Here is a 20,655-nt window from a genome sequence, read left to right on the forward strand (position 1 = left end):
AGTGCTCCAGCTGATCCTCAGGGCGCGCGCCGACCCGAGGATTACGGAGTCCGCGACACGCCCCTCGCCCCATCCACGTTCTGGTCGCGGGTCAGGCGGAGGTGATGACGTCGAGAATACGATCGGCCACCGACGTCTTGCTGCCGGCGGCCTCCATCACTATATCGCCGTGCGAATCCAGCACGACGACCTCGTTGTCATCGGTGGAGAACCCGGTCTTCCATCCCACGTTGTTGATCACGAGGAAGTCGCAGCCCTTGCGCTTCAGCTTGCGACGGCCGAGCTCGATGAGCGCCTGCGGGTCGCTCTCGGTCTCGGCGGCGAAGCCCACGACGACCTGGTCGGGCTGCTTGCGGGCGGACAGGCCGGCGAGAATGTCGGGGTTGGCGACCAGCGAGAGCTGCAGACCCTCGCCGACGTCATCCTTCTTGATCTTGCCCTCCTGCAGCTTCGCTGGGCGGAAGTCGGCGACGGCCGCCGCCATGACCACGACATCGGCGCCGGATGCGGCATCCGTGACGGCCTTCTGTAGTTCGAGCGCACTGGAGACGGATCGGGTCTCGATTCCGTCGGGCACGGGAACGTCGAGGTGTGCGGCGATGAGCACGACCTCCGCTCCCCTGTCGCGCGCCGCCGTCGCGATCGCGATGCCCTGCTTGCCGCTCGACCGGTTGCCTAGGAAGCGCACGGGATCGAGCGGCTCGCGTGTGCCGCCGGCCGTGACGACGATCCGGTGACCCGCGAGGTCCTGCCGCGAGGGGTGCGCGGAATCCTCGCCCGATGCGGACGATCCGCGGCCACGCCGCGCGGACGGTTTCCTGACCAGCGCCAGGGCGGCCTCGACGATCGCCTCTGGCTCCTCCAGGCGTCCCGGGCCCGAGTCGGATCCGGTGAGTTGTCCCGTCGCGGGGCCGACCACTGTCACGCCCCTGGAGCGCAGGGTCTGCACGTTCGCCTGCGTGGCCTTGTTCTGCCACATCTCGGTGTGCATTGCCGGAGCGACGACGATGGGGGCGGTCGTCGCGAGGATCGTGTTGGTGAGCAGGTCGTCCGCGAGGCCGTTAGCGATCTTCGCGAGCGTATTGGCCGTCGCCGGCACGATGACGACGAGGTCGGCGCTCTTGCCGATCCCCACGTGGCGTACCTCGGACACGCCCTCGTAGAGGTCCGTGTTGAGCGGATTGCGGCTGATCGCCTCGAACGTGGGGGCGCCGACGAACCGGAGTGCGGCATCCGTCGCGATGACGTGCACATCGTGCCCGAGCAGCACGAAGGAGCGGATGACGGAGACGGCCTTATACGCGGCGATGCCGCCGGTCACGCCGACGACGATGGTCAGGGGCGTGCTCACGGCGGCACTGCTGTTCACGGGACGCTGCCGCGTGCGTCACTCGTCGATGGGACGGGCGACGAGCTTGTCTTCGTTGATCTCGTGCAGCGCGACCGAGAGGGGCTTGTCATCGATCGTGGAGTCCACGAGCGGTCCGACGTTGTCGAACAGGCTGCCCTCATGGAGGTCGGCGTAGTAGTCGTTGATCTGACGGGCGCGCTTCGACGCGAAGATGACCAGCGCGTACTTCGACTCCACGCGGGACAGCAGCTCGTCGATCGGCGGGTCGATGATGCCCTTGGCTGCGATTGCCATGAATGCTCCTTCTGTTGCGGCCGCGGTCGTGACGGGGCCGCCGAGACGGTGGAGTCGGCGGACGGCGAAGCTGATGACTTCGACGTTCAGCGACCGGATGACGTTGCGGCGCGGCGCGGCAGGCGCGCGCGCACTTCCATCAAGTCTACGACCTCGCGCGCTGCGTCGGCCACGGTGCTGTTCACGACACGGGCGTCGAACTCGTCCTGGGAGGCCAGCTCCACCTTCGCCGTCGCCAGGCGCCTGTGCTGCTCCTCCTGCGATTCGGTGCCTCTGCCGATGAGTCGGCGCACCAGCTCGTCCCAGCTGGGCGGAGCCAGGAAGACGAGCACGGCATCCGGCATGGCGGCGCGCACCTGGCGTGCACCCTGCAGATCGATCTCGAGCAGCACGCTGCGGCCGTCGGCCAGCGCGGTCTCGATCGGAGCGCGCGGCGTGCCGTATCGGTGGCTGTTGTGCACCTTGGCCCACTCGAGCAGCTCGTGCTCGGCGATCATGCGATCGAACTCGGCGTCGTCGACGAAGTAGTAGTCGACGCCGTCGACCTCCCCGGGTCGCGGCGTGCGTGTCGTGGCGGAGACGGAGAGGAGCACGTCGGGGTAGTTCTCCCGGATGTGCCGCGCCACAGTGCCCTTGCCGACGGCGGTCGGACCGGCGAGCACCGTGAGCCGCGTGCGATGGTTCGTCGCGGGCCGCTCGAAACGCTCGATCAGGAACTCGCGGAGACGCGCGCGCTGGTGCTTGCCGAGGCCGCCCAGCCGCTTGACGGGCGCGATCTCGAGGCGGGACAGGATGTCGGCGGTCTTCGTCGCCCCGATGGCCTTGAGGCTCATCAGGAAGTCGGTGATCCGCATGGTGCCCTCCGGCCCTGACGGATTCCGGGTGGCGGTGTCGAGCACCTCGACGGGCGACCGCGTGCCGGCCGCTATCTCGGTCTTCACCGCGGCACGCGCGCGGCGGGCGGCGACGGCGGCGCGCGATGCTGCGACGCGGTCGACCTCGGGGGGACGGATGCGCTGGGAACGGGTTGCGGTGTCGGGCATTGTCTCGGGGGTGGTATGCAGCGGGGGCTGCGGCGTCGGATGGTCAGGCAAGTGCGGTTCGCACCTCGGCGGCGCGAGTGGCGATGGTGTGGGCGAGGCCATCGGGTCCGGCGGACAGGATGCTGCGCGATTCGCTGACCACGAGCATCCTGGCGTACTCGCCGTAGATGCTCGCTGCGTCGTCGAGGCGTGCGCCCTGGTGTCCGAAGCCCGGTGCGAGCACAGGCAGTGTCGGTGAGGGTGCCGATGACACGTCGATGCCGAAGACGGACAGGTCGAGCGTCGCGCCGAGCACGACACCGAGCGGGCCGGCCTCGTGCCCGATCGCCTGGTTCTGAACCGTCACATCATCGATGATGGCACGGGCCACCGATCGTCCCGAATCACGGACCACGGATGTCTGGATCGCGGCGGCCTCGGGATTGCTCGTCGCGGCGAGCACGAACAGTCCCTTGCCGGAGTCCGCGGCGAGTCTGATCGGCGCGGCCAGGGATCCGACGCCCTGGAACGCGGACACCGTCATCGCGTCCGCCTCGAGCGGGGCGCCCGGCGTGAGCCAGGCCTCTCCGTAGGCCTCGACGCTGGTGCCGAGGTCGCCCCGCTTGACGTCCGCGATCACGAGGAGTCCTGCGGTGCGAGCCGCGGCGAGCACCTCCTCCAGCGCTGCATACCCGGCGGCGCCGAAGCGTTCGAAGAACGCGACCTGGGGCTTGACGATTCCTGCGCCGCCCGTTGCCGCCGCCTCCACGACCCTGAGGCCGAGCTCACGAGCGCCTGAGGCGTCGTCGGGCAGCGCCCAGTCGGCCAGCAGGTAGGAGTGCGGGTCGATCCCCACGCAGAGGCCGCCGCGTTCCGCGACGGTGCGCCCGAGACGAGTTCCGAATCCGTCCGCCGCGGGCGGGTCCTCGTTGTCCGCTGCCTGCACTCCCCCCGGCTGCGCCATGGTCACGCCCTTCCTGCCCTGTCGATCGCGTACTCCTGGAGTGATCGCACGTCGAAGCCCTCGCGGATCGCGTCGATCGAGGCCACAGCCGCGCTCAGCTCGGCGATGGTGGTGAACAGCGCGATGTCCGCGGCGACGGCCGCAGCGCGGATCTCGTATCCGTCGGCGCGCGCGGACCGACCGCTCGGGGTGTTCACGACGATGTCGATCTCGCCTCTGTTGATCAGGTCGACGATGCTCGGCTCGTCGCCGGCGGGCTCGTCGCTGAACTTGCGCACGGTGTCCGCGGCAATGCCGTTGCGGGCCAGCACCTCGGCGGTGCCCTCCGTGGCCACCAGGCGGTAGCCCTGCTGGGCGAGGCGAAGTGCCGGGAGCACGATGGACCGTTTGTCACGGTCGCTCACCGAGACGAAGACGGTGCCGGTCAGTGGCATCCCGCCGTACGCGGCGGTCTGGCTCTTCGCGAAGGCGCGCGGGAAGTCGCGGTCGATGCCCATCACCTCGCCGGTGGAGCGCATCTCGGGTCCCAGCACCGAGTCGACCATCTGGCCGTCGCGGGTGCGGAACCGCTTGAACGGCAGCACGGCCTCCTTGACCGAGACGGGGGCGTCGAGCGGCACGACCGATCCGTCCTGTGCGGGCAGCAGACCGACATCCTTGAGCGAAGCGATCGACTCGCCCACCATGATGCGGCTGGCCGCCTTCGCGAGCGGGATGCCCAGCGCCTTCGACACGAACGGCACCGTGCGGCTCGCGCGAGGGTTCGCCTCGAGCACGTAGAGCACGCCGGCCGCGATGGCGAACTGCACGTTGAGCAGGCCGCGCACGCCGATGCCCTCGGCGATCTTCAGCGTCGCCTCGCGGACCCTGTCGATCTCGGCGCGGCCGAGCGTGACCGGCGGCAGCGTGCAGCTGGAGTCGCCGGAGTGGATGCCGGCCTCCTCGATGTGCTCCATGACACCGCCGATGTACAGCTGCTCGCCGTCGTACAGTGCGTCGACGTCGATCTCGGTGGCGTCGTCCAGGAACCGGTCGACGAGAAGCGGATGCCCTGGTCCGATGATCGCCTGGTCCGCAACGCGCACGAAGTAGTCGTCGAGCGACGGCGCGTCGTACACGATCTCCATGCCGCGACCGCCGAGCACGTAGCTCGGCCGGACGAGCACGGGAAAGCCGATCTCGGCAGCGACGGCCTGTGCGCCGAGCACGTCGTACGCGGTGCCGTTCCGGGGTGCGAGCAGGCCGGCGTTCTCCAGAATCTCGCTGAAGAGCCCGCGCTCCTCGGCCAGGTCGATGGCGGACGGTGTCGTGCCGAGGATGGGAACCCCTGCCGCTTCGAGCCCCTTGGCGAGGCCAAGAGCCGTTTGCCCGCCGAGCTGCACGACGACGCCGACGAGCTCACCGGACTGCGACTCGGCGTGGATGACCTCCAGCACGTCCTCGAGCGTGAGCGGCTCGAAGTAGAGGCGGTCGCTCGTGTCGTAGTCCGTCGAGACCGTCTCCGGATTGCAGTTGATCATGATCGTCTCGAACCCTGCGTCGTGCAGTGCGAACGACGCGTGCACGCACGAGTAGTCGAACTCGACGCCCTGGCCGATGCGGTTCGGACCGGAGCCGAGGATGACGACCTTGCGCTTGTCGCTCGGCTCCACCTCGGTCTCGCTGTCGTAGCTCGAGTAGTGGTACGGCGTGAGCGCCGGGAACTCCCCCGCGCACGTGTCCACCGTCTTGTACACGGGACGCACGCCGAGGATGTGACGCACCTCGCGCACCTCGGCCTCGCCGAAGCCGCGCAGCTGGCCGATCTGGGCGTCCGAGAAGCCGTGGTCCTTCGCGAGCAGCATCGTGTCGGTGTCGAGCATGCCGGCGCCCGCAATCTGGTCGGCGACCTCGTTGATCAGCACGATCTGGTCGAGGAACCATGGGTCGATGCCCGTCGCCGCGTAGACGTCCTCGATGCTCGCGCCCTTGCGCAGTGCCTGCTGCACGGTGACGATCCGGCCGTCCGTCGGGATCGCGGATGTCTGCAGCAGCTCCTCGAGGCCGCGCGACTCCTCGCCCCAGTGGAACGACGATCCGTTCTTCTCCAGGGATCGCAGCGCCTTCTGCAGCGCACTCGCGAAGCTGCGGCCGATCGCCATCGCCTCGCCGACCGACTTCATGGTCGTGGTCAGCGTCGGGTCGGCGGCCGGGAACTTCTCGAACGCGAACCGCGGCACCTTGACGACCACGTAGTCGAGCGTCGGCTCGAAGCTCGCCGGCGTGACCCGGGTGATGTCGTTCGGGATCTCGTCGAGCCGGTAGCCGATCGCCAGCTTCGCTGCGATCTTCGCGATCGGGAAGCCCGTCGCCTTCGAGGCCAGCGCGCTCGAGCGCGACACGCGCGGGTTCATCTCGATGACGATCACGCGACCCGTCACGGGGTTCACCGCGAACTGGATGTTGCAGCCGCCGGTGTCCACGCCGACCGCGCGGATGATGTCGATGCCGATGTCGCGCAGCCGCTGATACTCGCGGTCCGTGAGCGTGAGCGCCGGTGCGACGGTGATGGAGTCGCCCGTATGCACGCCGACCGGGTCGACGTTCTCGATGGAGCAGACGACGACCGTGTTGTCGGCCGTGTCGCGCATCAGCTCGAGCTCGTACTCCTTCCAGCCGAGGATGGACTCCTCGAGGAGCACCTCGTGCGTCGGCGAGTCGTGCAGGCCGGCGCCCGCGATGCGGCGCAGGTCGGTCTCGTCATACGCGAAGCCGGATCCGAGCCCGCCCATGGTGAAGCTGGGGCGGACGACGAGCGGATATCCGAGCTCGGCGGCGCCTGCGAGCACCTCGTCCATGGTGTGGCAGATGCGGGAGTCTGCGACATCCGCTCCGCACTCGATGACCAGCTCCTTGAAGATCTGGCGATCCTCGCCCTTCTGGATGGCCTCGAACTTGGCGCCGATCAGCTCGACCCCGTACTTCTCGAGGATGCCGTGCTCGTGCAGCTGCATGGCGGCGTTGAGGGCGGTCTGGCCGCCGAGGGTGGGCAGGATGGCATCCGGCTTCTCCTTGGCGATGATCGTCTCGATCACCTGCCACGTGATGGGCTCGACGTAGGTGGCGTCGGCGAAGTCCGGGTCGGTCATGATCGTCGCCGGGTTGGAGTTGACCAGGATGACGCGCACGCCCTCCTCGCGCAGCACGCGGCACGCTTGGGTTCCCGAGTAGTCGAACTCGCACGCCTGCCCGATGACGATGGGGCCGGAGCCGATGACGAGGACGCTGGAGATGTCTTGTCTCTTGGGCATGGCTCAGGCGGCTCCCTTATTCTTCTTCGACTTCTTGCGGCCCCCGCCGCCCTGTGACTCGATGACCATGTCGCGGAACCTGTCGAACAGGTAGTTGGCGTCGTGCGGTCCGGCCGCGGACTCCGGGTGGTACTGCACGCTGAACGCGGGGATGTCGAGGCAGTTCAGGCCCTCGACGACGTTGTCGTTGAGGTCGTAGTGGCTGACCTCGACGCGTCCGAATCCGGCTGCGGATTCGCTCACGGCGTCGATCGGCGCGTCCACCGCGAATCCGTGGTTGTGGGCCGTGATCTCCACGCGGCCGGTCGCACGGTCGAGCACCGGCTGGTTGATGCCGCGGTGGCCGAACGGCAGCTTGTACGTTCCGTAGCCGAGCGCTCGGCCGAGGAGTTGGTTGCCGAAGCAGATCCCGAAGTACGGAACGTCGTTGCGCAGCACGGTGCGCAGCAGCTCGACATGCTGGTCGGATGCCGCGGGGTCGCCCGGTCCGTTCGAGTAGAACAGGGCGCTCGGCTGCAGCGCCATGATGTCGTCGGCCGTGGCGGACTCGGGCAGAACGACCACGTCGAATCCGCGCTCCGCGAGGTAGTTCAGTGTGCTCGTCTTGACGCCGAGGTCGAGCACGGCGACGGATCCGATCCGCTCCCCGCGCGCCGGGATCGTGTACGGCTGCGGTGTGGAGACCACGGCGGAGAGGTTCAGCCCGCGCATGTCGGCGCCGCTGCGCACGAACTCGAGCTGCTCGCTCGCGCTGGTCAAGGCATCCGCTCCGGAGAAGATGGCGGCGCGCATGGCGCCCGCCGAGCGCAGGTGACGGGTGACCGCGCGGGTGTCGATGCCGCTGATGCCCACGATGCCGTTCGCGGCGAGGTCGTCGTCGAGGCTGCGCTGAGAGCGGAAGTTGGAGACCACGCGGGACGGCTCGCGCACCGCGAATCCGGCGACCCAGATGCGCTTCGACTCCATGTCGAGGTCGTTCATGCCGGTGTTGCCGATGTGCGGCGCCGTCATGAGCACGATCTGGCCGGCGTACGACGGGTCGGTGAGCGTCTCCTGGTAGCCGGTCATGCCGGTGGCGAAGACCGCCTCGCCGAGCGTGCGGCCGAGGGCGCCGTATCCGCGTCCCTCGAAGCGGGAGCCGTCTTCCAGGACGAGCACTGCCGGTTCGCGTCGGGCGCCGGCCGCTGCCGCCGACGGGGCGGAGAACTCGACCTGCGGCGTTTGCGGCGCTTCGGGCACCTCCGCGGCGTGCGCGCCGTCCTGAGCTGCGTCGTGCTGCGTTTCCGACGCCTGTGCTGCTTGCTCCTGCTCCTGTGGCAGGTTCTGGTCGTCTGACATGTCAGGCCTCGCTTCCGGTGGTCTTGTCAGTTGTCTCATCCGTGGCGACATCGTCGGCGCCGTCTGTCGTCGTGCTGATGCTGCGGATGCCCGCCACGAGTCGTCGTCGCTCATCGGGATCCGTCACGCGCAGGTATGTGTCGAGCACCGGCCCTTCGGCATCGGCGGGGACCGTTCGCCACGCGATCATCAGGAGACCGTCGCGTTCGACGGTGCGGTCGATGGTCCACGTCGCCGCTCCGGCGCCCAGGATCGCGGATGCCGCTATCGCCACGCTGCTCTCCCCCGGCGCCGTCAGGGTGACGCCGCCATCGGAGACCGTGACGGATGCCGTCGAGCGGAACGCGAGGCCGGCAACGACCACGCGGTCCAGCGGTTTGTCGTGGTACGTGGTCGCCACGTGCAGCGCCTGCACGGTGACGAGCGTCGTGCCGGCATCCTCGAGCACGGTGGGAACCTCGAGCGCCGAGTCTCGTCGTGCCCGCCGTCGCCAGCCGAGCCACATGCCGAGGAAGACCAGCACGAGGACCACGAGGATCAGCAGGGTCGGCCAGAGCTTATCCATGGAGCACCTCCGCGCTCGTGGCTCCGTTGTCGGGGGCCGGTCCGGTTCCTCGGGCCAGTGATGCTGCCTCGTCGGGGGCGATGAGCTCGCCATCCCGCAGCGTTGCCGTGCCGTCGTGGAAGGTCCAGCGCACGCGTCCTGGCAGCTCACGTCCGAGGTACGGCGAGTTGACGCCCTTGCCTGCCAGCCGGTCGGCGTCGAAGACGCCGCCACCTGCTGGGTCGTAGAGCGTGAGGTCGGCGCGATTGCCGGTGGCGACGGACGTCCCGCGGTTCACACGGCCGATCCTGGCCGGCGTCTCGGACAGCACGCGGGCCACATCCGACCATTCCATCAGCCCGGTCTCCACCATCGCCTTGTGCACGACGCTGAGGGCCGACTCCAGGCCGACCATGCCGTTGGCCGCGGCATCCCATTCGCAGTCCTTGGCCTCGATGGGATGAGGCGCGTGGTCCGTCGCGACGATGTCGATGGTGCCGTCGGCGAGCGCTTCGCGCAGGGCCTGCACGTCCTCGGCGCGCCGCAGCGGCGGGTTGACCTTGTACCTGGCGTCGTAGCCGGCGACGAGATCTTCGGTGAGGAGGAGGTGATGGGGCGTCGCCTCGGCGGTGACATCGATGCCGCGTGCCTTGGCCCAGCGGATGATGTCGACGGATCCTGCTGTGGAGACGTGGCACACGTGCAGGCGGCTGCCGACGTGCTCGGCGAGGAGCACGTCGCGGGCGATGATCGACTCCTCGGCGACGGCGGGCCACCCGGCGAGGCCGAGCGTGCCGGAGAGCGCGCCCTCGTTCATCTGAGCCCCCGCGGTGAGTCGAGGCTCCTGCGCGTGCTGGGCGATGACGCCGTCGAACGCCTTGACGTATTCGAGCGCGCGACGCATCAGCAACGGGTCGAAGACGCACATGCCGTCGTCCGAGAACACCCTCACCCGCGCGCGGGATGCAGCCATGGCGCCGAGCTCCGCCAGCCGCTCCCCTGCCAGTCCTACGGTGACGGCCCCGATGGGCTGAACGGTTGCGTATCCGGCGGCGAGGCCGAGCGAGAGCTCCTGCTCGACAACGCCAGCTGTGTCGGCCACCGGCGAGGTGTTCGCCATCGCGAAGACCGTCGTGAATCCGCCCGCGGCCGCGGCGCGCGTGCCGGTGAGGACGGTCTCGCTCTGCTCGAAGCCGGGCTCGCGGAGGTGCGTGTGCAGATCGACGAGGCCGGGCAGCGCGATGAGGCCGGACGCGTCGATGCGGGTCGCGTCCTGAGCGGCATCCGCGGCGTCAACTCCGACCGTCAGAACACCGTCTGCGACGAGGATGTCCGTGCGCGTGCCGTCGGCGAGTGTCGCGCCCTGGATGAAGAACTTTTCGCGTGACACCTAACCGACCTCCCGATCGCCCGACAGCAGCAGATAGAGCGCAGCCATGCGCACAGAGACACCGCTCGCGACCTGATCGCGCACGAGCGAGCGCGGCGAATCGGCGGCTGCGGCGGAGATCTCCAGGCCTCTGATCATGGGGCCCGGATGCATGACCATCGTATCCGGGCGCAACCTGACCAACCGCTCGGCGTCCAGTCCCCAGGTGCGCGAGTACTCGCGCGTGTTCGGGAAGAACGCCGCGTTCATGCGCTCCGCCTGGATGCGCAGCATCATCACGACGTCCGGATCGGCGTCGATTGCCGCGTCGAGGTCGTAACCGATCCGTGCCGGCCACAGTCCGGTGTCGACCGGCAGCAGCGTTGGCGGTGCGACGAGCGTGACCTCGGCCCCTAGCGTGTCCAACAGCCAGACGTTCGAGCGGGCGACGCGGGAGTGCAGGATGTCGCCCACGATCACCACATGCAGGCCGTCCAGCGCCTTGCCGCGGCTGGCGCCGCCGTGCAGGCGCTTGCGCATCGTGAAGGCGTCGAGCAGGGCCTGCGTCGGATGCTCGTGCGTTCCGTCGCCTGCGTTCAGGATCCCCGCGTCGATCCATCCGCTGGCGGCGAGCGTGTGCGGGGCTCCGGATGCCGAGTGCCTGACGACCACCGCGTCGGCGCCGATCGCCGCAAGCGTCTGCGCCGTGTCCTTGAGGCTCTCGCCCTTGGAGACGCTGGATCCCTTCGCGCTGAAGTTGATCACGTCCGCCGAGAGCCGCTTGGCGGCCGCCTCGAACGAGATGCGTGTGCGCGTCGAATCCTCGAAGAAGAGGTTGACCACGGTCTTGCCGCGCAGGGTCGGGAGCTTCTTGACCTCGCGGGTGGCGACATCCGCCATGTCCTCAGCGACGTCGAGGATGCCGACGGCCGTGTCGCGATCGAGGTCGCGCGTGGAAAGCAGGTGGCGCATCAGGCGTCGTCTCCTTCCGCGATCGAGGAGTCGGCGTCGCCGCCGTCGATGGTGACGGCGTCCTCGCCGTCCACCTCGCTCACTCGCACGTTGATGCGTTCACGGGTGGAGCTCGGCAGGTTCTTGCCCACGAAGTCCGCCCGGATCGGGAACTCGCGATGCCCGCGATCTACCAGCACGGCGAGCCGCACGGCCTTCGCGCGGCCGAGGTCGCTGAGCGCGTCGAGTGCAGCACGGATCGTGCGTCCGGAGAACAGCACGTCGTCGACCAGGACGACCGTCTTGCCGTCGATCGACACCGGCACGCTCGTGGGCGCGGGAGAACGCGTCGGATGCTTCGCCAGGTCGTCCCGGTACATGGTCACGTCGAGCGCACCCACCGGCGGCGCCGAGCCGTCTTCGATGCGCGCAATGGTGGATCCGATGCGCTGGGCGAGAGCGACGCCGCGCGTCGGAATGCCCAGGAGCACGAGATCGCCTGAACCCCGGTTGGACTCCAGGATCTCGTGTGCGATCCGAGTCAACGCCCGGGCGATGTCAGCCTGTTGCAGCACTGTACGTGCCGTCATGCCGACCCCCTTCCCCGCCTCACAGGACGGCCCTTAAAGGTTGCCAAACTCCACCAACCCTATCAGCACACGCGAGGGCACAGCGCGTTCGTGCGGCAGGCAGTCAGTGCGTGAGCAGGTATCCCGCGCCGAGGCTCGCACCGATCGCGAACACGCCGATCAGGACGGTGCGCGTGACGGTGCGCCACAACCGGATGCCGCCCCACCTGGCGGCGATGGCAGCGGTGAGCGTGAGTGCGATCACGACGGCGCCCAGCGTCACGACGGCGCGCACGTCGTCCGGCGCCAACAGTGCGGCGGCCAACGGGATGACTGCGCCCAGCAGGAACGCGCCGAACGCGGCCCCCGCCGTGACCAGTGGTCGCGGCTCGTCACCCAGCGTGATGCCGTACTCCAGCTCGAGCTGTGAGGCGAGGGCGTCGCTCGTCGAGAGCTCCTCCGCTACGCGGGCGGCGAGCTCGGGCGACACCCCCTTCTCGCGGAACAGGGCGGCCAGCTCGGCCTGTTCCTCGTCCGGTGAGAGTGCGAGGAGTCGGCGTTCCCCCTCGATGATCGCGCGGTGGGCGTCCGATTGCATCGCAACCTCGGCGTACTTGGCAGCAGCGAGTCCGAGGCCGCCGACGATCATCCCGATGAGTGCCGCGAAGATGACGGCGGCGTCGCCGGCCCCCGCGCCGAGGAAGCCCTCGATGATGCCGGCTGTGGCGATGATGCCGTCGTTGGCGTCCACGATCCGCTCACGCAGCGCATCTCCGCGGGAGGTCGCCGCGCGGGAGGGGTTGGACTGCGCTGCCATGCCAGGACGATACCGGCTGCCTCGCTGCCGCGGCGTGGTTCGGCCGGTGTCTCGAAGCGTGTCGGAGTCTGGCGGCAGGTCGTCCTGCGACGAGTCGTCCGATGACAGGGCCGACGAAACCGCGCGGCGTGAGTTCGTGGCTACTTGCCGCCGGCGGCGATGAACTTCATCAACGCGGAGGTGTCCGTGATGCTGCCCTTGTACTGGTGTCCGTCGATCAGCACCGTCGGCGTTTGCGTGACGGCCTTGATGTCGGCGCCCTTGATCGGTCCCTGCAGTGCCGCATCGTTGTTGACCGAGATCCAGTTCGCGTAGCGGTGCGAGGTGATGCACGAGTCGGCGGATGTCGCTCCCACCGAGTGCGCGAGCGACTTCAGCTTGGAATCGGTCAGCCCGGACGATCCCTCCTCCGGCTGATTCGCGTAAAGCGCGGCGAGGTACGTCAGCGTTGCCTTCGGATCGGATGCCGCGACGCAGGTGAGCGCGCTGCCCGCCCGGGACGAGTAGTTCGTGCCCTGGGAGTTTCGGTCGAGGAAGTTCAGCGGATGCACGCGCAGCGTGATCGTCCCGTCGTCGACCTTCTGGGCGAGGGACCGTCCGTTCGCCTTCTCGAACTCTCCGCAGAACGGACACATCGGGTCGATGTACGTGTCGACGACGGTTTTGCCGTCGCCGACGACGAGTGCGCCCTTGTCGAAGTCCGCCGCGCCCCTCACTCCGGTCGGCAGGGTGATCTTCTGCTGCTCGGGGCTGCCATCCGTCGCGGCGTTCGGAGCGGACGGGGTGCAGGCTGCGAGCCCGGCGACGAGCGCAGCCCCGAGGAGGACGGCGCCGATGCGGCGTGCGAGGGTTCGGGACATCGGATGCTTTCGGGTCGGCACGGTGCAGCCGTGGTCGGGTGCGTCGTTCAGTGTGCGGCGGTCGTGCCGATCGTCGAGGGAGACGCATCCGCAGGATCGCGCGGCCGACCGGACCCGATCAACCTATCAACGGATCCGGCCCCTCGTGACGGGTCATCCCCTTCGCCCCGAGAGCTCCGAGTTCCGGCGTCTACTCTCCGAATCCGTCCGCCACCGCCTGCAGTCGAGCGCGGTATAGCGTCCACCACTCGTCGTCCTGGTCCGGGAGATTCGTGACGCCGCGGCGCAGCCCTGCAGCGCCATCGATGAGCTCCCGCACGATGTCGGCGTGGCCCGCGTGGCGTGCCGTCTCGTCGATGAGGTGCACCATGATCTGTCGCAACGTGACATTCTGCCGTTCCGGGCGCCACCACGGGACGACGCCCGGCGCGTCCAGGTCGAGTTCGGCGACGGTCTCGTCGCTGAAGGCTTGCGCGCTCCTGTAGAAGGATCGGATCCACTCGATCGACTCATCCGCAGTGGCCCACATATCGGCGTTCGCCTCGGCCCCGTCGTCGAGCCACGGCATCTGCACGCCGGGATCGCGGCCGAACACCTCGCCGAAGTATCCGTATTCCATGCTCGCGACATGCTTCACCAGGCCGAGCAGATTGGTGCCGGTTCTGGTCATCGGGATGCGGGCCGCGCGTTCGCCGAGACCGTCGAGCTTCCAGGCCAATGCGTCGCGTGCGCCCTGGAGGTACCGGCTCAGCAGTGCCTTCTCGGCAACCTCGTCGTGCGTCATGCGTACGACCGTACGCCGTGATCGATGCTGGGCGGACGGCATCCGTGCCCTGTCGGCCCTACTTGCCGCCTGCGGCGATGAACTGCAGCAGTGTCGACGTGGACGTGATATCGCCCGCGTACACGTGCCCGTTCACCAGAACCGTCGGGGTCTGGGTGATCGTTCTGATGTCCGCCCCTGGAATGGGTCCGTTCACCGCGTTCTGTGTGATCTGCGTGACCCACTGCGCGTATCGATACGACGTGATGCAGCCGTCAGCGGCATCGGCCCCCACGACGTGAGCGAGCGACGTGAGCCCCTTGTCGCTCAGGCCGCCCGTGCCCTCCTGCGGCTGGTTGTCGTACAACTCGCCGAGGTAGGCGAGCGTGGCCTTCGGAGTCGACTCCGCCACGCAAGCGAGTGCGCTCGAGGCGCGAGAGGAGTACGAGGTCCCGCGCGAGTTGCGGTCCAGGAAGTTCATCGGATGCACGCGAAGGGTGATCGCGCCGTCATTGACCTGCGCGGTGAGCGCTTTACCGTTGGCACGCTCGAATGCTCCGCAGTACGGACACAGCGGATCGATGTACGTGTCGACGATCGTCGGACCGGATCCCACGACGATCGCGCCGGCGTTCAGGTCAAGGACCCCGCCCGAACTCGTCGGAACAGCGGTCTGCGTCTGGTGCGCCAAGAGCGGCGAATTGGGTGACGCGCATCCTGCGAGCACGAGCGCCGCGGCCGCACTCAGCAGCACGAAGGCCATGCGTAGTGCGAGTCGTGCGACCATGACCGAGCGCTTTCGAATCCGCTTCAGCAGGATCAGTGCGAAACTGCGGTACCGATCTTTCCGAGCAGGCCGTTGACGAACTTCGCGGAATCATCGGTGGACAAAATCGTAGCCTGTTCGACCGATTCCGAGATGGCGACCGCATCCGGGATCGCCGGGTTGTAGAGCAGCTCCCATACGCCCATCCGCAGGATCGCGCGGTCGACGGCGGGCATCCGCTCCAGGGTCCAGCCCTGTGCATACGTCTGGATGAGCTCGTCGATCTCGTCGCTGTGGTCGATCACGCCGTCGACGATCTCCCTGGCGTACAGCCACGACGCCTCACGCGCCGGCTCGTTGGCCGCGCGCTGCGCCTCGTCGGCGAGTGCACGGGCGAACGAGATGCCGCGCACGTCGGCGCTGAAGAGGATGTCGATGGCGCGCTTGCGTGCCTTGGTGCGCGCCCCCACTAGTCGTTGACGCGACCGAGGTAGTCGCCCGAGCGGGTGTCGACCTTGACCTTGGTGCCGGTCTCGAGGAACAGCGGAACCTGGATCTGGTAGCCGGTCTCCACAGTGGCGGGCTTGGTGCCTCCGGTGGAGCGGTCGCCCTGCAGGCCGGGCTCGGTGTACGTGATCTCGAGCACGACGGATGCCGGCAGCTCGACGTAGAGCGGGTTGCCGTTGTTCATGGCGATGGTCACGTTCTGGTTCTCGAGCATGAAGTTCGCGGCGTCGCCCACGATGGTGCCGGGAACGGTGAACTGGTCGTAGTCGCTCGTGTCCATGAAGACGAAGCCGTCGCCGTCGCTGTACAGGTACTGGTACTCCCGGCGGTCCACGTTCTCGAACTCGAGCTTGGTGCCCGCGTTGTACGTGCGGTCGACGACCTTGCCGCTGACCACATTCTTGAGCTTGGTGCGCACGAACGCACCGCCCTTGCCCGGCTTGACGTGCTGGAACTCGATGACGGTCCAGAGCTGGCCGTCGATGTTGAGAACGGCGCCGTTGCGGATGTCAGCGGTATCGGATGCCATGCGTGAAGATCCTTCGAAGTACGAGTGAGGGAGCGGGAAGTCGGACGGTCAAGGCGCGCAACGGCGCCGACCACCAGGCGATTCTACCGGGTGCCGGCAGGGAATTCGCCGGGCGGCGCTCAGCCGTCGACCTGTCCGGTGATGACGTCGACGAGCTTGGAGACCGCGATGCCGTACCCCGCAACGCCCTCGCCGATCACGTGCACCACCGCCACATCGCGCACGTACGAGAAACGACGGAACTCCTCGCGGGCGTTCACGTCGGAGATGTGCACCTCGGCGACGGGCAAGGCGACGCTGGAGAGGGCATCCCGCAGCACCACGGAGGTATGCGTGAGGCCGCCGGGGTTGATGACGATGCCTGCACAGTCCGTACGGGCCTCATGGATCGCGTCGATCAAGATGCCCTCGTGGTTGCTCTGCACCGCGCGCACCTCGAACCCGTGCTGCGCAGCCGTGCGCTCGACGAGTGCGACGACGTCTTCGAGAGCATCCGTGCCGTAGATCTCCGGCTGGCGAACGCCGAGGAGGTTGAGGTTCGGTCCGTTCACGAGCAGGAGTCTGCGGGGCGTTTCAGTCACGTTGGCACCCTACGGGATTCCGTGTGCCGGATGAGATCGCGGTTCAGGATGTCGGCACGCCGACGACCTCGACACCATGAGCTCGACCAGCTGCAGCAAGTCGCACATCGAACGTCGCGAGCGTGGCCCCTTCCCGGATAGCTGCCGCCAATGTGCAACAATCTGGAAGCTTCAGACCAGTGTCGGCCCGGAGTCGTGCCAACGCCAATGGTTCATCCATGGGCGAGGCAAGCGGCTCGATTCCGATCGACTTGATGTGTGTCGATGCCGTCACCTCCGAGCCTGTCTGGGCGGGCCGGACCAGCGCCTCCGCCAGATTCATCGGATGGATGACGAGCTCCTCTTCGGTGTCGAGAATCTCGAGCGCCTCGGCCGCATGGCTGTCCGTGATGGCGAAGTGCGCAATGACCACGCTGGCGTCCAACACGATCATTCGGGCCAGTCCTTGCGGAGTTCCTCGAGGTACCCCGGTGGATAGTCGATGGTCCCCCGTGTCTCTTCGAGAGCCTTGCGTCGCGCTTCCCGGCGCTGTGCTCGAGAGGTCTCGACGGACTCTGCTCCTCGCTCCATCAGTCGCGCTACGAGTTCCGCTCTGGCGACACCCGGCCATTCCTTCTCGGCAACGGCCAGGGCATGCGCCACAGGAGGCGTCTGCGTGACCTGGATTCGGCTCAGCGTTGTCGGCATGCCCCCAGTGTACCACTGCAGTTTTCGGTGGTACACGTCCGATGACCCGTGAAAGCGAGAGGCTACGTGGCCAAGGCTCCGCGCCCGATGCGGATAGCGGATGTCATCACGCCGTCGCAAGCGCGCGGGACATCACGATCTCGGCACCGATCGGCCCGGTGATCGTCTCGCCCGTCGGCGCGAACCCGGCGCGGCGATACGCACCCAGAGCGCGGTGGTTGTCGGCGTGCACGTCGAGGGTCAGTGCACGTGCACCGATCTCCGCCGCCCAGGCGGCAGCGGCCTCGAACAGCCGATCGATCGTGCCGTCGCCGCGGTGCGTCGGGTGAACGTACACGCCGACGACGTCGGCCCGGGCGGCGTCCACGTCGCGACCGAGATGGTCCAGGGTGCCCGCCTGCCGCACGAGCACGGTCACGGTTCCCACCCACGCCTCGTGATCCTCGCCGGCATCGCGGACCGCCACGAACTGTGCTGCCTGGTCGCCGCGCGCGGAGTTCTCCGTGCGCATCACCCAGAAGTCGTCCGGCTTGGCCGCGGCCTGCTCGTACGTGTCGAGGAAGGCGATCGCGGCATCCGGATCCTGCAGCGCGTCCAGCCGGAGGTCACGCACCTGAAGCCACTCTCCGCGTTCGATGCGCCGCACGATCATGAGCCGATCTCCTGATACGCGGCGAACATGAGGCTCGGATCCGGAGCCTGCATCACCGTCGGCCGGGCGAGGTCGTCCAGCACGATGAAGCGGAGCGTGCCGCCGCGCGCCTTCTTGTCACGCTGCATGGTGGTCAGCAGCGTCTGCCAGCGGCCCACCGGGTAGCTCACCGGCAACGTCAGGGACTCGAGGATGCTGCGGTGCCGGTCCGCGACGGCATCCGACAGCCGCCCGCTCAACCGTGCGAGCTCCGCGGCGTAGACCATGCCGATGGAGACCGCCGCACCGTGGCGCCACTGGTAGCGCTCGGCGTGCTCGATCGCGTGCCCCAGCGTGTGTCCGTAGTTGAGGATCTCGCGCAGCCCGGCCTCGCGGAAGTCCTCGCTGACGACCTTCGCCTTCATGTCGATGGCGAGCTCGAGGTTGCGGCGGAAGACGGCGCTGTGCGGATCGATGGCGGTCTCGAGATCCGCCTCCACGTTGTCGAGGATCTCCGGAACCCAGATGAACCCGGCCTTGATGATCTCCGCGTAGCCGGCGAGCACGTCGTTCCGCGGCAGCGCATCGAGCGTGTCCAGGTCGCAGAGCACTCCTGCTGGTGCATAGAACGCACCGACGAGGTTCTTGCCCTCAGCAGTGTTGATTCCGGTCTTGCCGCCGATGGCCGCGTCGACCATGCCGAGCACGGTCGTCGGGATCTGCACGAGCCGCACGCCGCGCAGCCACGTCGCGGCGACGAAGCCGGCGAGATCCGTTGCTGCTCCCCCGCCGAAACCGATCACCGCGTCGCTCCGCGTGAAGTCCGCCTGCCCCATGATCTGCCAGCAGAATGCGGCGACCTCGACACGCTTGGCGGCCTCCGCGTCCGGTATCTCGGCCAGCAGAACCTCGTAACTGCCGGCGAGCGATGTCCGCAACTCGGATGCCGCTGCCGCGAGCGTCGGCTGGTGCACGATCAGCACCTTCCGAACCCCGGTGCCGAGCAGCTCCGCGGCGTCGAAGCGGATCCCGCGGCCCACCCGGATCGGGTACTCGTTCGCTCCCGTCACCCGTAACTCGGTCGTCGTCTCGCTCATGCTTCCGGGCGCTCCTGTTCCTCGTACCATTCGGCGATCTCCTCGACGACCGTCGACATCGGGCGATGCGACGTGTCCGCGGTGTAGTCCGCCAGCGACTCGTACAGCGGGAGGCGCTTGCCGACCAGCTCGCGCCACGACTCGATGCCCTGCACCAGTGGACGCTTGCCATCCGTGATCCGTGCCGCGGCGGCCTCGGGCGTCACGGTCAGCAGCACGACCGGGACATCGTGCAGGTCATCCTGCGTGCGCGGATCGAGCACAGCTCCCCCGCCGAACGAGATCACACCACCGAGCGAGAGCGCCTCGCTGACCACCGTGCGTTCGATGGCACGGAACTCCGACTCGCCGTGGTCGGCGAAGATGCCCGAGATGGGTCCGTGCTTGGCCACGATGACGGCATCCGTGTCGATGAACGAGACGCCCAGTCGTCGTGCGAGCCGCTTGCCGACCCGCGTTTTGCCGGCGGCAGGCGGGCCGATGAGAACGACGGTCACGCGCGCACGGTCTCGGTGTGCAGGGCCGCGGGAATGGCATCCACGTAGCCCCGCAGGTTGCGCTGCGTCTCCGCGAGCGAGTCGCCGCCGAACTTCTCCAGCACGGCATCGGCGAGCACGAGCGCGACCATGGCCTCGGCCACGACCCCGGCGGCCGGGACGGCACAGACATCGGAACGCTGGTGGTGTGCGGGCGCCGCGTCGCCGGTCGCGACGTCGATCGTGCGCAGAGCGTGCGGAATCGTCGCGATGGGCTTCATGCCGGCGCGCACGCGCAGGAGGGATCCGGTCGTCATGCCGCCCTCCGTTCCGCCCGCTTTGTCGCTGGTGCGGGAGATGGTCGTGCCGTCGGTGACCAGCTCGTCGTGCGCAGCGGATCCGCGTCGTCTCGTCGTCTCGAATCCGTCGCCGATCTCCACGCCCTTGATGGCCTGGATGCTCATCAGAGCCTGGGCGAGCTTGCCGTCGATCTTGCGGTCCCACTGCACGTGAGAGCCCAGACCTGCCGGCACGCCGTACGCCAGCACCTCGACGATGCCGCCGAGCGTGTCGCCGTCCTTGTGCGCCGCATCCACCTCGGCCACCATCAGCTCGGACGTGGCGGGATCGAAGCAGCGCAGCGGATCCGCGTCGAGAGTGTCCACGTCCGACGGCCTCGGCAGCGGCGATCCGTCGGGAACACGCACAGGTCCGATGGACAGCGTGTGGCTGACCAGGGTGATGCCGAGCTCGGCGAGGAAGGCCTTCGCGATGGCGCCGAGCGCCACCCGCGCAGCGGTCTCGCGGGCGCTGGCACGCTCGAGCACGGGACGCGCCTCGTCGAAGCCGTACTTCTGCATGCCGACGAGATCGGCGTGACCGGGACGCGGGCGGGTGAGCGCGGCACCACGACCCGTCGCAAGGACGGACGGGTCAACGGGCTCGGGGCTCATCACGTCGACCCACTTCGGCCACTCCGTGTTGCCGATCCGCAGCGCGATGGGGCTTCCCATGCTGAGGCCGTGACGCACGCCACCGGAGAACGCCAGCTCGTCCTGCTCGAACTTCATGCGGGCGCCGCGCCCATAGCCGAGCTTGCGGCGCGCGAGATCGGCGCGCACGGCATCCATCGAGACGGGCACGCCCGCGGGCAGGCCCTCCAGGAGCGCGACGAGTTCGGGGCCGTGCGATTCCCCAGCGGTGAGCCAACGAAGCATGGTGTCAATTCTGGCATGCGGGCGCGGGGCGC

The 20,655-nt window shown here is 68.3% G+C and carries 23 protein-coding genes; all 23 read right to left on the bottom strand.

Annotation, left to right across the window (positions count from 1 at the left end):
- Window positions 1-91: 91 nt before the first annotated feature.
- Entirely contained in the window at window positions 92-1,339 is a 1,248-nt protein-coding gene (gene coaBC, locus ACX9R5_RS12065; protein WP_459409677.1) for a bifunctional phosphopantothenoylcysteine decarboxylase/phosphopantothenate--cysteine ligase CoaBC, read from the bottom strand.
- Window positions 1,340-1,387: 48 nt separating this feature from the next.
- Window positions 1,388-1,645 (bottom strand): DNA-directed RNA polymerase subunit omega, encoded by a 258-nt coding sequence (rpoZ, locus tag ACX9R5_RS12070; protein ID WP_170023809.1) that lies wholly within the window; start codon window positions 1,643-1,645, stop codon window positions 1,388-1,390.
- An 86-nt stretch (window positions 1,646-1,731) separates the two neighbouring features.
- Complete coding sequence (gene gmk, locus ACX9R5_RS12075) at window positions 1,732-2,688, bottom strand: guanylate kinase (RefSeq protein ID WP_459409284.1); 957 nt, start codon at window positions 2,686-2,688, stop codon at window positions 1,732-1,734.
- Between the two features lie 43 nt (window positions 2,689-2,731).
- Complete coding sequence (pyrF, locus tag ACX9R5_RS12080) at window positions 2,732-3,631, bottom strand: orotidine-5'-phosphate decarboxylase (protein WP_459409285.1); 900 nt, start codon at window positions 3,629-3,631, stop codon at window positions 2,732-2,734.
- Window positions 3,632-3,633: 2 nt separating this feature from the next.
- A complete protein-coding gene (carB, locus tag ACX9R5_RS12085; protein WP_459409286.1) occupies window positions 3,634-6,921 on the bottom strand; it encodes a carbamoyl-phosphate synthase large subunit in 3,288 nt (1,095 codons plus the stop codon).
- Between the two features lie 3 nt (window positions 6,922-6,924).
- Window positions 6,925-8,079, bottom strand: coding sequence for a glutamine-hydrolyzing carbamoyl-phosphate synthase small subunit (carA, locus tag ACX9R5_RS12090; protein WP_459409678.1), 1,155 nt, complete (start codon window positions 8,077-8,079; stop codon window positions 6,925-6,927).
- A 181-nt stretch (window positions 8,080-8,260) separates the two neighbouring features.
- Complete coding sequence (locus ACX9R5_RS12095; protein WP_459409287.1) at window positions 8,261-8,824, bottom strand: PH-like domain-containing protein; 564 nt, start codon at window positions 8,822-8,824, stop codon at window positions 8,261-8,263.
- Window positions 8,817-10,193, bottom strand: a complete 1,377-nt coding sequence (locus ACX9R5_RS12100) for a dihydroorotase (protein WP_459409288.1) — start codon at window positions 10,191-10,193, stop codon at window positions 8,817-8,819. The genes ACX9R5_RS12095 and ACX9R5_RS12100 overlap by 8 nt, the downstream gene beginning before the upstream one ends.
- A complete protein-coding gene (locus tag ACX9R5_RS12105) occupies window positions 10,194-11,144 on the bottom strand; it encodes an aspartate carbamoyltransferase catalytic subunit (RefSeq protein ID WP_459409289.1) in 951 nt (316 codons plus the stop codon).
- Complete coding sequence (gene pyrR, locus ACX9R5_RS12110; RefSeq protein WP_459409290.1) at window positions 11,144-11,713, bottom strand: bifunctional pyr operon transcriptional regulator/uracil phosphoribosyltransferase PyrR; 570 nt, start codon at window positions 11,711-11,713, stop codon at window positions 11,144-11,146. Before pyrR ends, ACX9R5_RS12105 begins: the two co-directional genes overlap by 1 nt.
- Window positions 11,714-11,816: 103 nt before the next feature.
- Complete coding sequence (locus ACX9R5_RS12115; RefSeq protein WP_459409291.1) at window positions 11,817-12,509, bottom strand: VIT1/CCC1 transporter family protein; 693 nt, start codon at window positions 12,507-12,509, stop codon at window positions 11,817-11,819.
- Between the two features lie 140 nt (window positions 12,510-12,649).
- On the bottom strand, window positions 12,650-13,369 hold the full coding sequence (locus ACX9R5_RS12120; RefSeq protein ID WP_459409292.1) for a DsbA family protein: 720 nt from the start codon (window positions 13,367-13,369) through the stop codon (window positions 12,650-12,652).
- 190 nt (window positions 13,370-13,559) lie between these two features.
- Window positions 13,560-14,153 carry a DinB family protein gene (locus ACX9R5_RS12125; RefSeq protein ID WP_459409293.1) on the bottom strand — a complete coding sequence of 198 codons (594 nt, stop codon included), beginning with the start codon at window positions 14,151-14,153 and terminating at the stop codon, window positions 13,560-13,562.
- Between the two features lie 58 nt (window positions 14,154-14,211).
- Window positions 14,212-14,919 carry a DsbA family protein gene (locus ACX9R5_RS12130; RefSeq protein ID WP_459409294.1) on the bottom strand — a complete coding sequence of 236 codons (708 nt, stop codon included), beginning with the start codon at window positions 14,917-14,919 and terminating at the stop codon, window positions 14,212-14,214.
- Window positions 14,920-14,951: 32 nt separating this feature from the next.
- Window positions 14,952-15,368, bottom strand: a complete 417-nt coding sequence (gene nusB / locus ACX9R5_RS12135) for a transcription antitermination factor NusB (protein ID WP_459409295.1) — start codon at window positions 15,366-15,368, stop codon at window positions 14,952-14,954.
- Window positions 15,368-15,934, bottom strand: coding sequence for an elongation factor P (gene efp / locus ACX9R5_RS12140; protein ID WP_170023821.1), 567 nt, complete (start codon window positions 15,932-15,934; stop codon window positions 15,368-15,370). The genes nusB and efp overlap by 1 nt, the downstream gene beginning before the upstream one ends.
- Before the next feature lie 119 nt (window positions 15,935-16,053).
- Complete coding sequence (locus tag ACX9R5_RS12145; protein ID WP_459409296.1) at window positions 16,054-16,515, bottom strand: type II 3-dehydroquinate dehydratase; 462 nt, start codon at window positions 16,513-16,515, stop codon at window positions 16,054-16,056.
- A gap of 43 nt (window positions 16,516-16,558) precedes the next feature.
- Entirely contained in the window at window positions 16,559-16,948 is a 390-nt protein-coding gene (locus tag ACX9R5_RS12150) for a type II toxin-antitoxin system VapC family toxin (protein WP_459409297.1), read from the bottom strand.
- Window positions 16,945-17,202 carry a hypothetical protein gene (locus tag ACX9R5_RS12155; protein ID WP_459409298.1) on the bottom strand — a complete coding sequence of 86 codons (258 nt, stop codon included), beginning with the start codon at window positions 17,200-17,202 and terminating at the stop codon, window positions 16,945-16,947. Before ACX9R5_RS12155 ends, ACX9R5_RS12150 begins: the two co-directional genes overlap by 4 nt.
- Before the next feature lie 106 nt (window positions 17,203-17,308).
- The gene (locus ACX9R5_RS12160; RefSeq protein WP_459409299.1) at window positions 17,309-17,854 is read right to left on the bottom strand and encodes a GNAT family N-acetyltransferase; all 546 of its coding nucleotides are present in this window, start codon (window positions 17,852-17,854) and stop codon (window positions 17,309-17,311) included.
- Window positions 17,851-18,930: a 3-dehydroquinate synthase gene (aroB, locus tag ACX9R5_RS12165; RefSeq protein ID WP_459409300.1), complete on the bottom strand. Its 1,080-nt coding sequence runs from the start codon at window positions 18,928-18,930 to the stop codon at window positions 17,851-17,853. The genes ACX9R5_RS12160 and aroB overlap by 4 nt, the downstream gene beginning before the upstream one ends.
- Window positions 18,927-19,427: a shikimate kinase gene (locus ACX9R5_RS12170; protein ID WP_459409301.1), complete on the bottom strand. Its 501-nt coding sequence runs from the start codon at window positions 19,425-19,427 to the stop codon at window positions 18,927-18,929. Before ACX9R5_RS12170 ends, aroB begins: the two co-directional genes overlap by 4 nt.
- Window positions 19,424-20,623 carry a chorismate synthase gene (gene aroC, locus ACX9R5_RS12175; protein ID WP_459409302.1) on the bottom strand — a complete coding sequence of 400 codons (1,200 nt, stop codon included), beginning with the start codon at window positions 20,621-20,623 and terminating at the stop codon, window positions 19,424-19,426. The genes ACX9R5_RS12170 and aroC overlap by 4 nt, the downstream gene beginning before the upstream one ends.
- Between the last annotated feature and the right edge of the window lie 32 nt (window positions 20,624-20,655).

Source organism: Rathayibacter sp. CAU 1779 (assembly GCF_054551755.1).

What these genes read in the sequence shown, in the direction of transcription:
- rpoZ (WP_170023809.1), bottom strand. Translation starts at nt 1,645, where the DNA reads ATGGCAATCGCAGCCAAGGGCATCATCGACCCGCCGATCGACGAGCTG.
- gmk (WP_459409284.1), bottom strand. Translation starts at nt 2,688, where the DNA reads ATGCCCGACACCGCAACCCGTTCCCAGCGCATCCGTCCCCCCGAGGTC.
- pyrF (WP_459409285.1), bottom strand. Translation starts at nt 3,631, where the DNA reads ATGGCGCAGCCGGGGGGAGTGCAGGCAGCGGACAACGAGGACCCGCCC.
- carB (WP_459409286.1), bottom strand. Translation starts at nt 6,921, where the DNA reads ATGCCCAAGAGACAAGACATCTCCAGCGTCCTCGTCATCGGCTCCGGC.
- ACX9R5_RS12095 (WP_459409287.1), bottom strand. Translation starts at nt 8,824, where the DNA reads ATGGATAAGCTCTGGCCGACCCTGCTGATCCTCGTGGTCCTCGTGCTG.
- ACX9R5_RS12105 (WP_459409289.1), bottom strand. Translation starts at nt 11,144, where the DNA reads ATGCGCCACCTGCTTTCCACGCGCGACCTCGATCGCGACACGGCCGTC.
- pyrR (WP_459409290.1), bottom strand. Translation starts at nt 11,713, where the DNA reads ATGACGGCACGTACAGTGCTGCAACAGGCTGACATCGCCCGGGCGTTG.
- ACX9R5_RS12115 (WP_459409291.1), bottom strand. Translation starts at nt 12,509, where the DNA reads ATGGCAGCGCAGTCCAACCCCTCCCGCGCGGCGACCTCCCGCGGAGAT.
- ACX9R5_RS12120 (WP_459409292.1), bottom strand. Translation starts at nt 13,369, where the DNA reads ATGTCCCGAACCCTCGCACGCCGCATCGGCGCCGTCCTCCTCGGGGCT.
- ACX9R5_RS12125 (WP_459409293.1), bottom strand. Translation starts at nt 14,153, where the DNA reads ATGACGCACGACGAGGTTGCCGAGAAGGCACTGCTGAGCCGGTACCTC.
- ACX9R5_RS12130 (WP_459409294.1), bottom strand. Translation starts at nt 14,919, where the DNA reads ATGGTCGCACGACTCGCACTACGCATGGCCTTCGTGCTGCTGAGTGCG.
- efp (WP_170023821.1), bottom strand. Translation starts at nt 15,934, where the DNA reads ATGGCATCCGATACCGCTGACATCCGCAACGGCGCCGTTCTCAACATC.
- ACX9R5_RS12150 (WP_459409297.1), bottom strand. Translation starts at nt 16,948, where the DNA reads ATGATCGTGTTGGACGCCAGCGTGGTCATTGCGCACTTCGCCATCACG.
- ACX9R5_RS12155 (WP_459409298.1), bottom strand. Translation starts at nt 17,202, where the DNA reads ATGCCGACAACGCTGAGCCGAATCCAGGTCACGCAGACGCCTCCTGTG.
- ACX9R5_RS12160 (WP_459409299.1), bottom strand. Translation starts at nt 17,854, where the DNA reads ATGATCGTGCGGCGCATCGAACGCGGAGAGTGGCTTCAGGTGCGTGAC.
- aroB (WP_459409300.1), bottom strand. Translation starts at nt 18,930, where the DNA reads ATGAGCGAGACGACGACCGAGTTACGGGTGACGGGAGCGAACGAGTAC.
- aroC (WP_459409302.1), bottom strand. Translation starts at nt 20,623, where the DNA reads ATGCTTCGTTGGCTCACCGCTGGGGAATCGCACGGCCCCGAACTCGTC.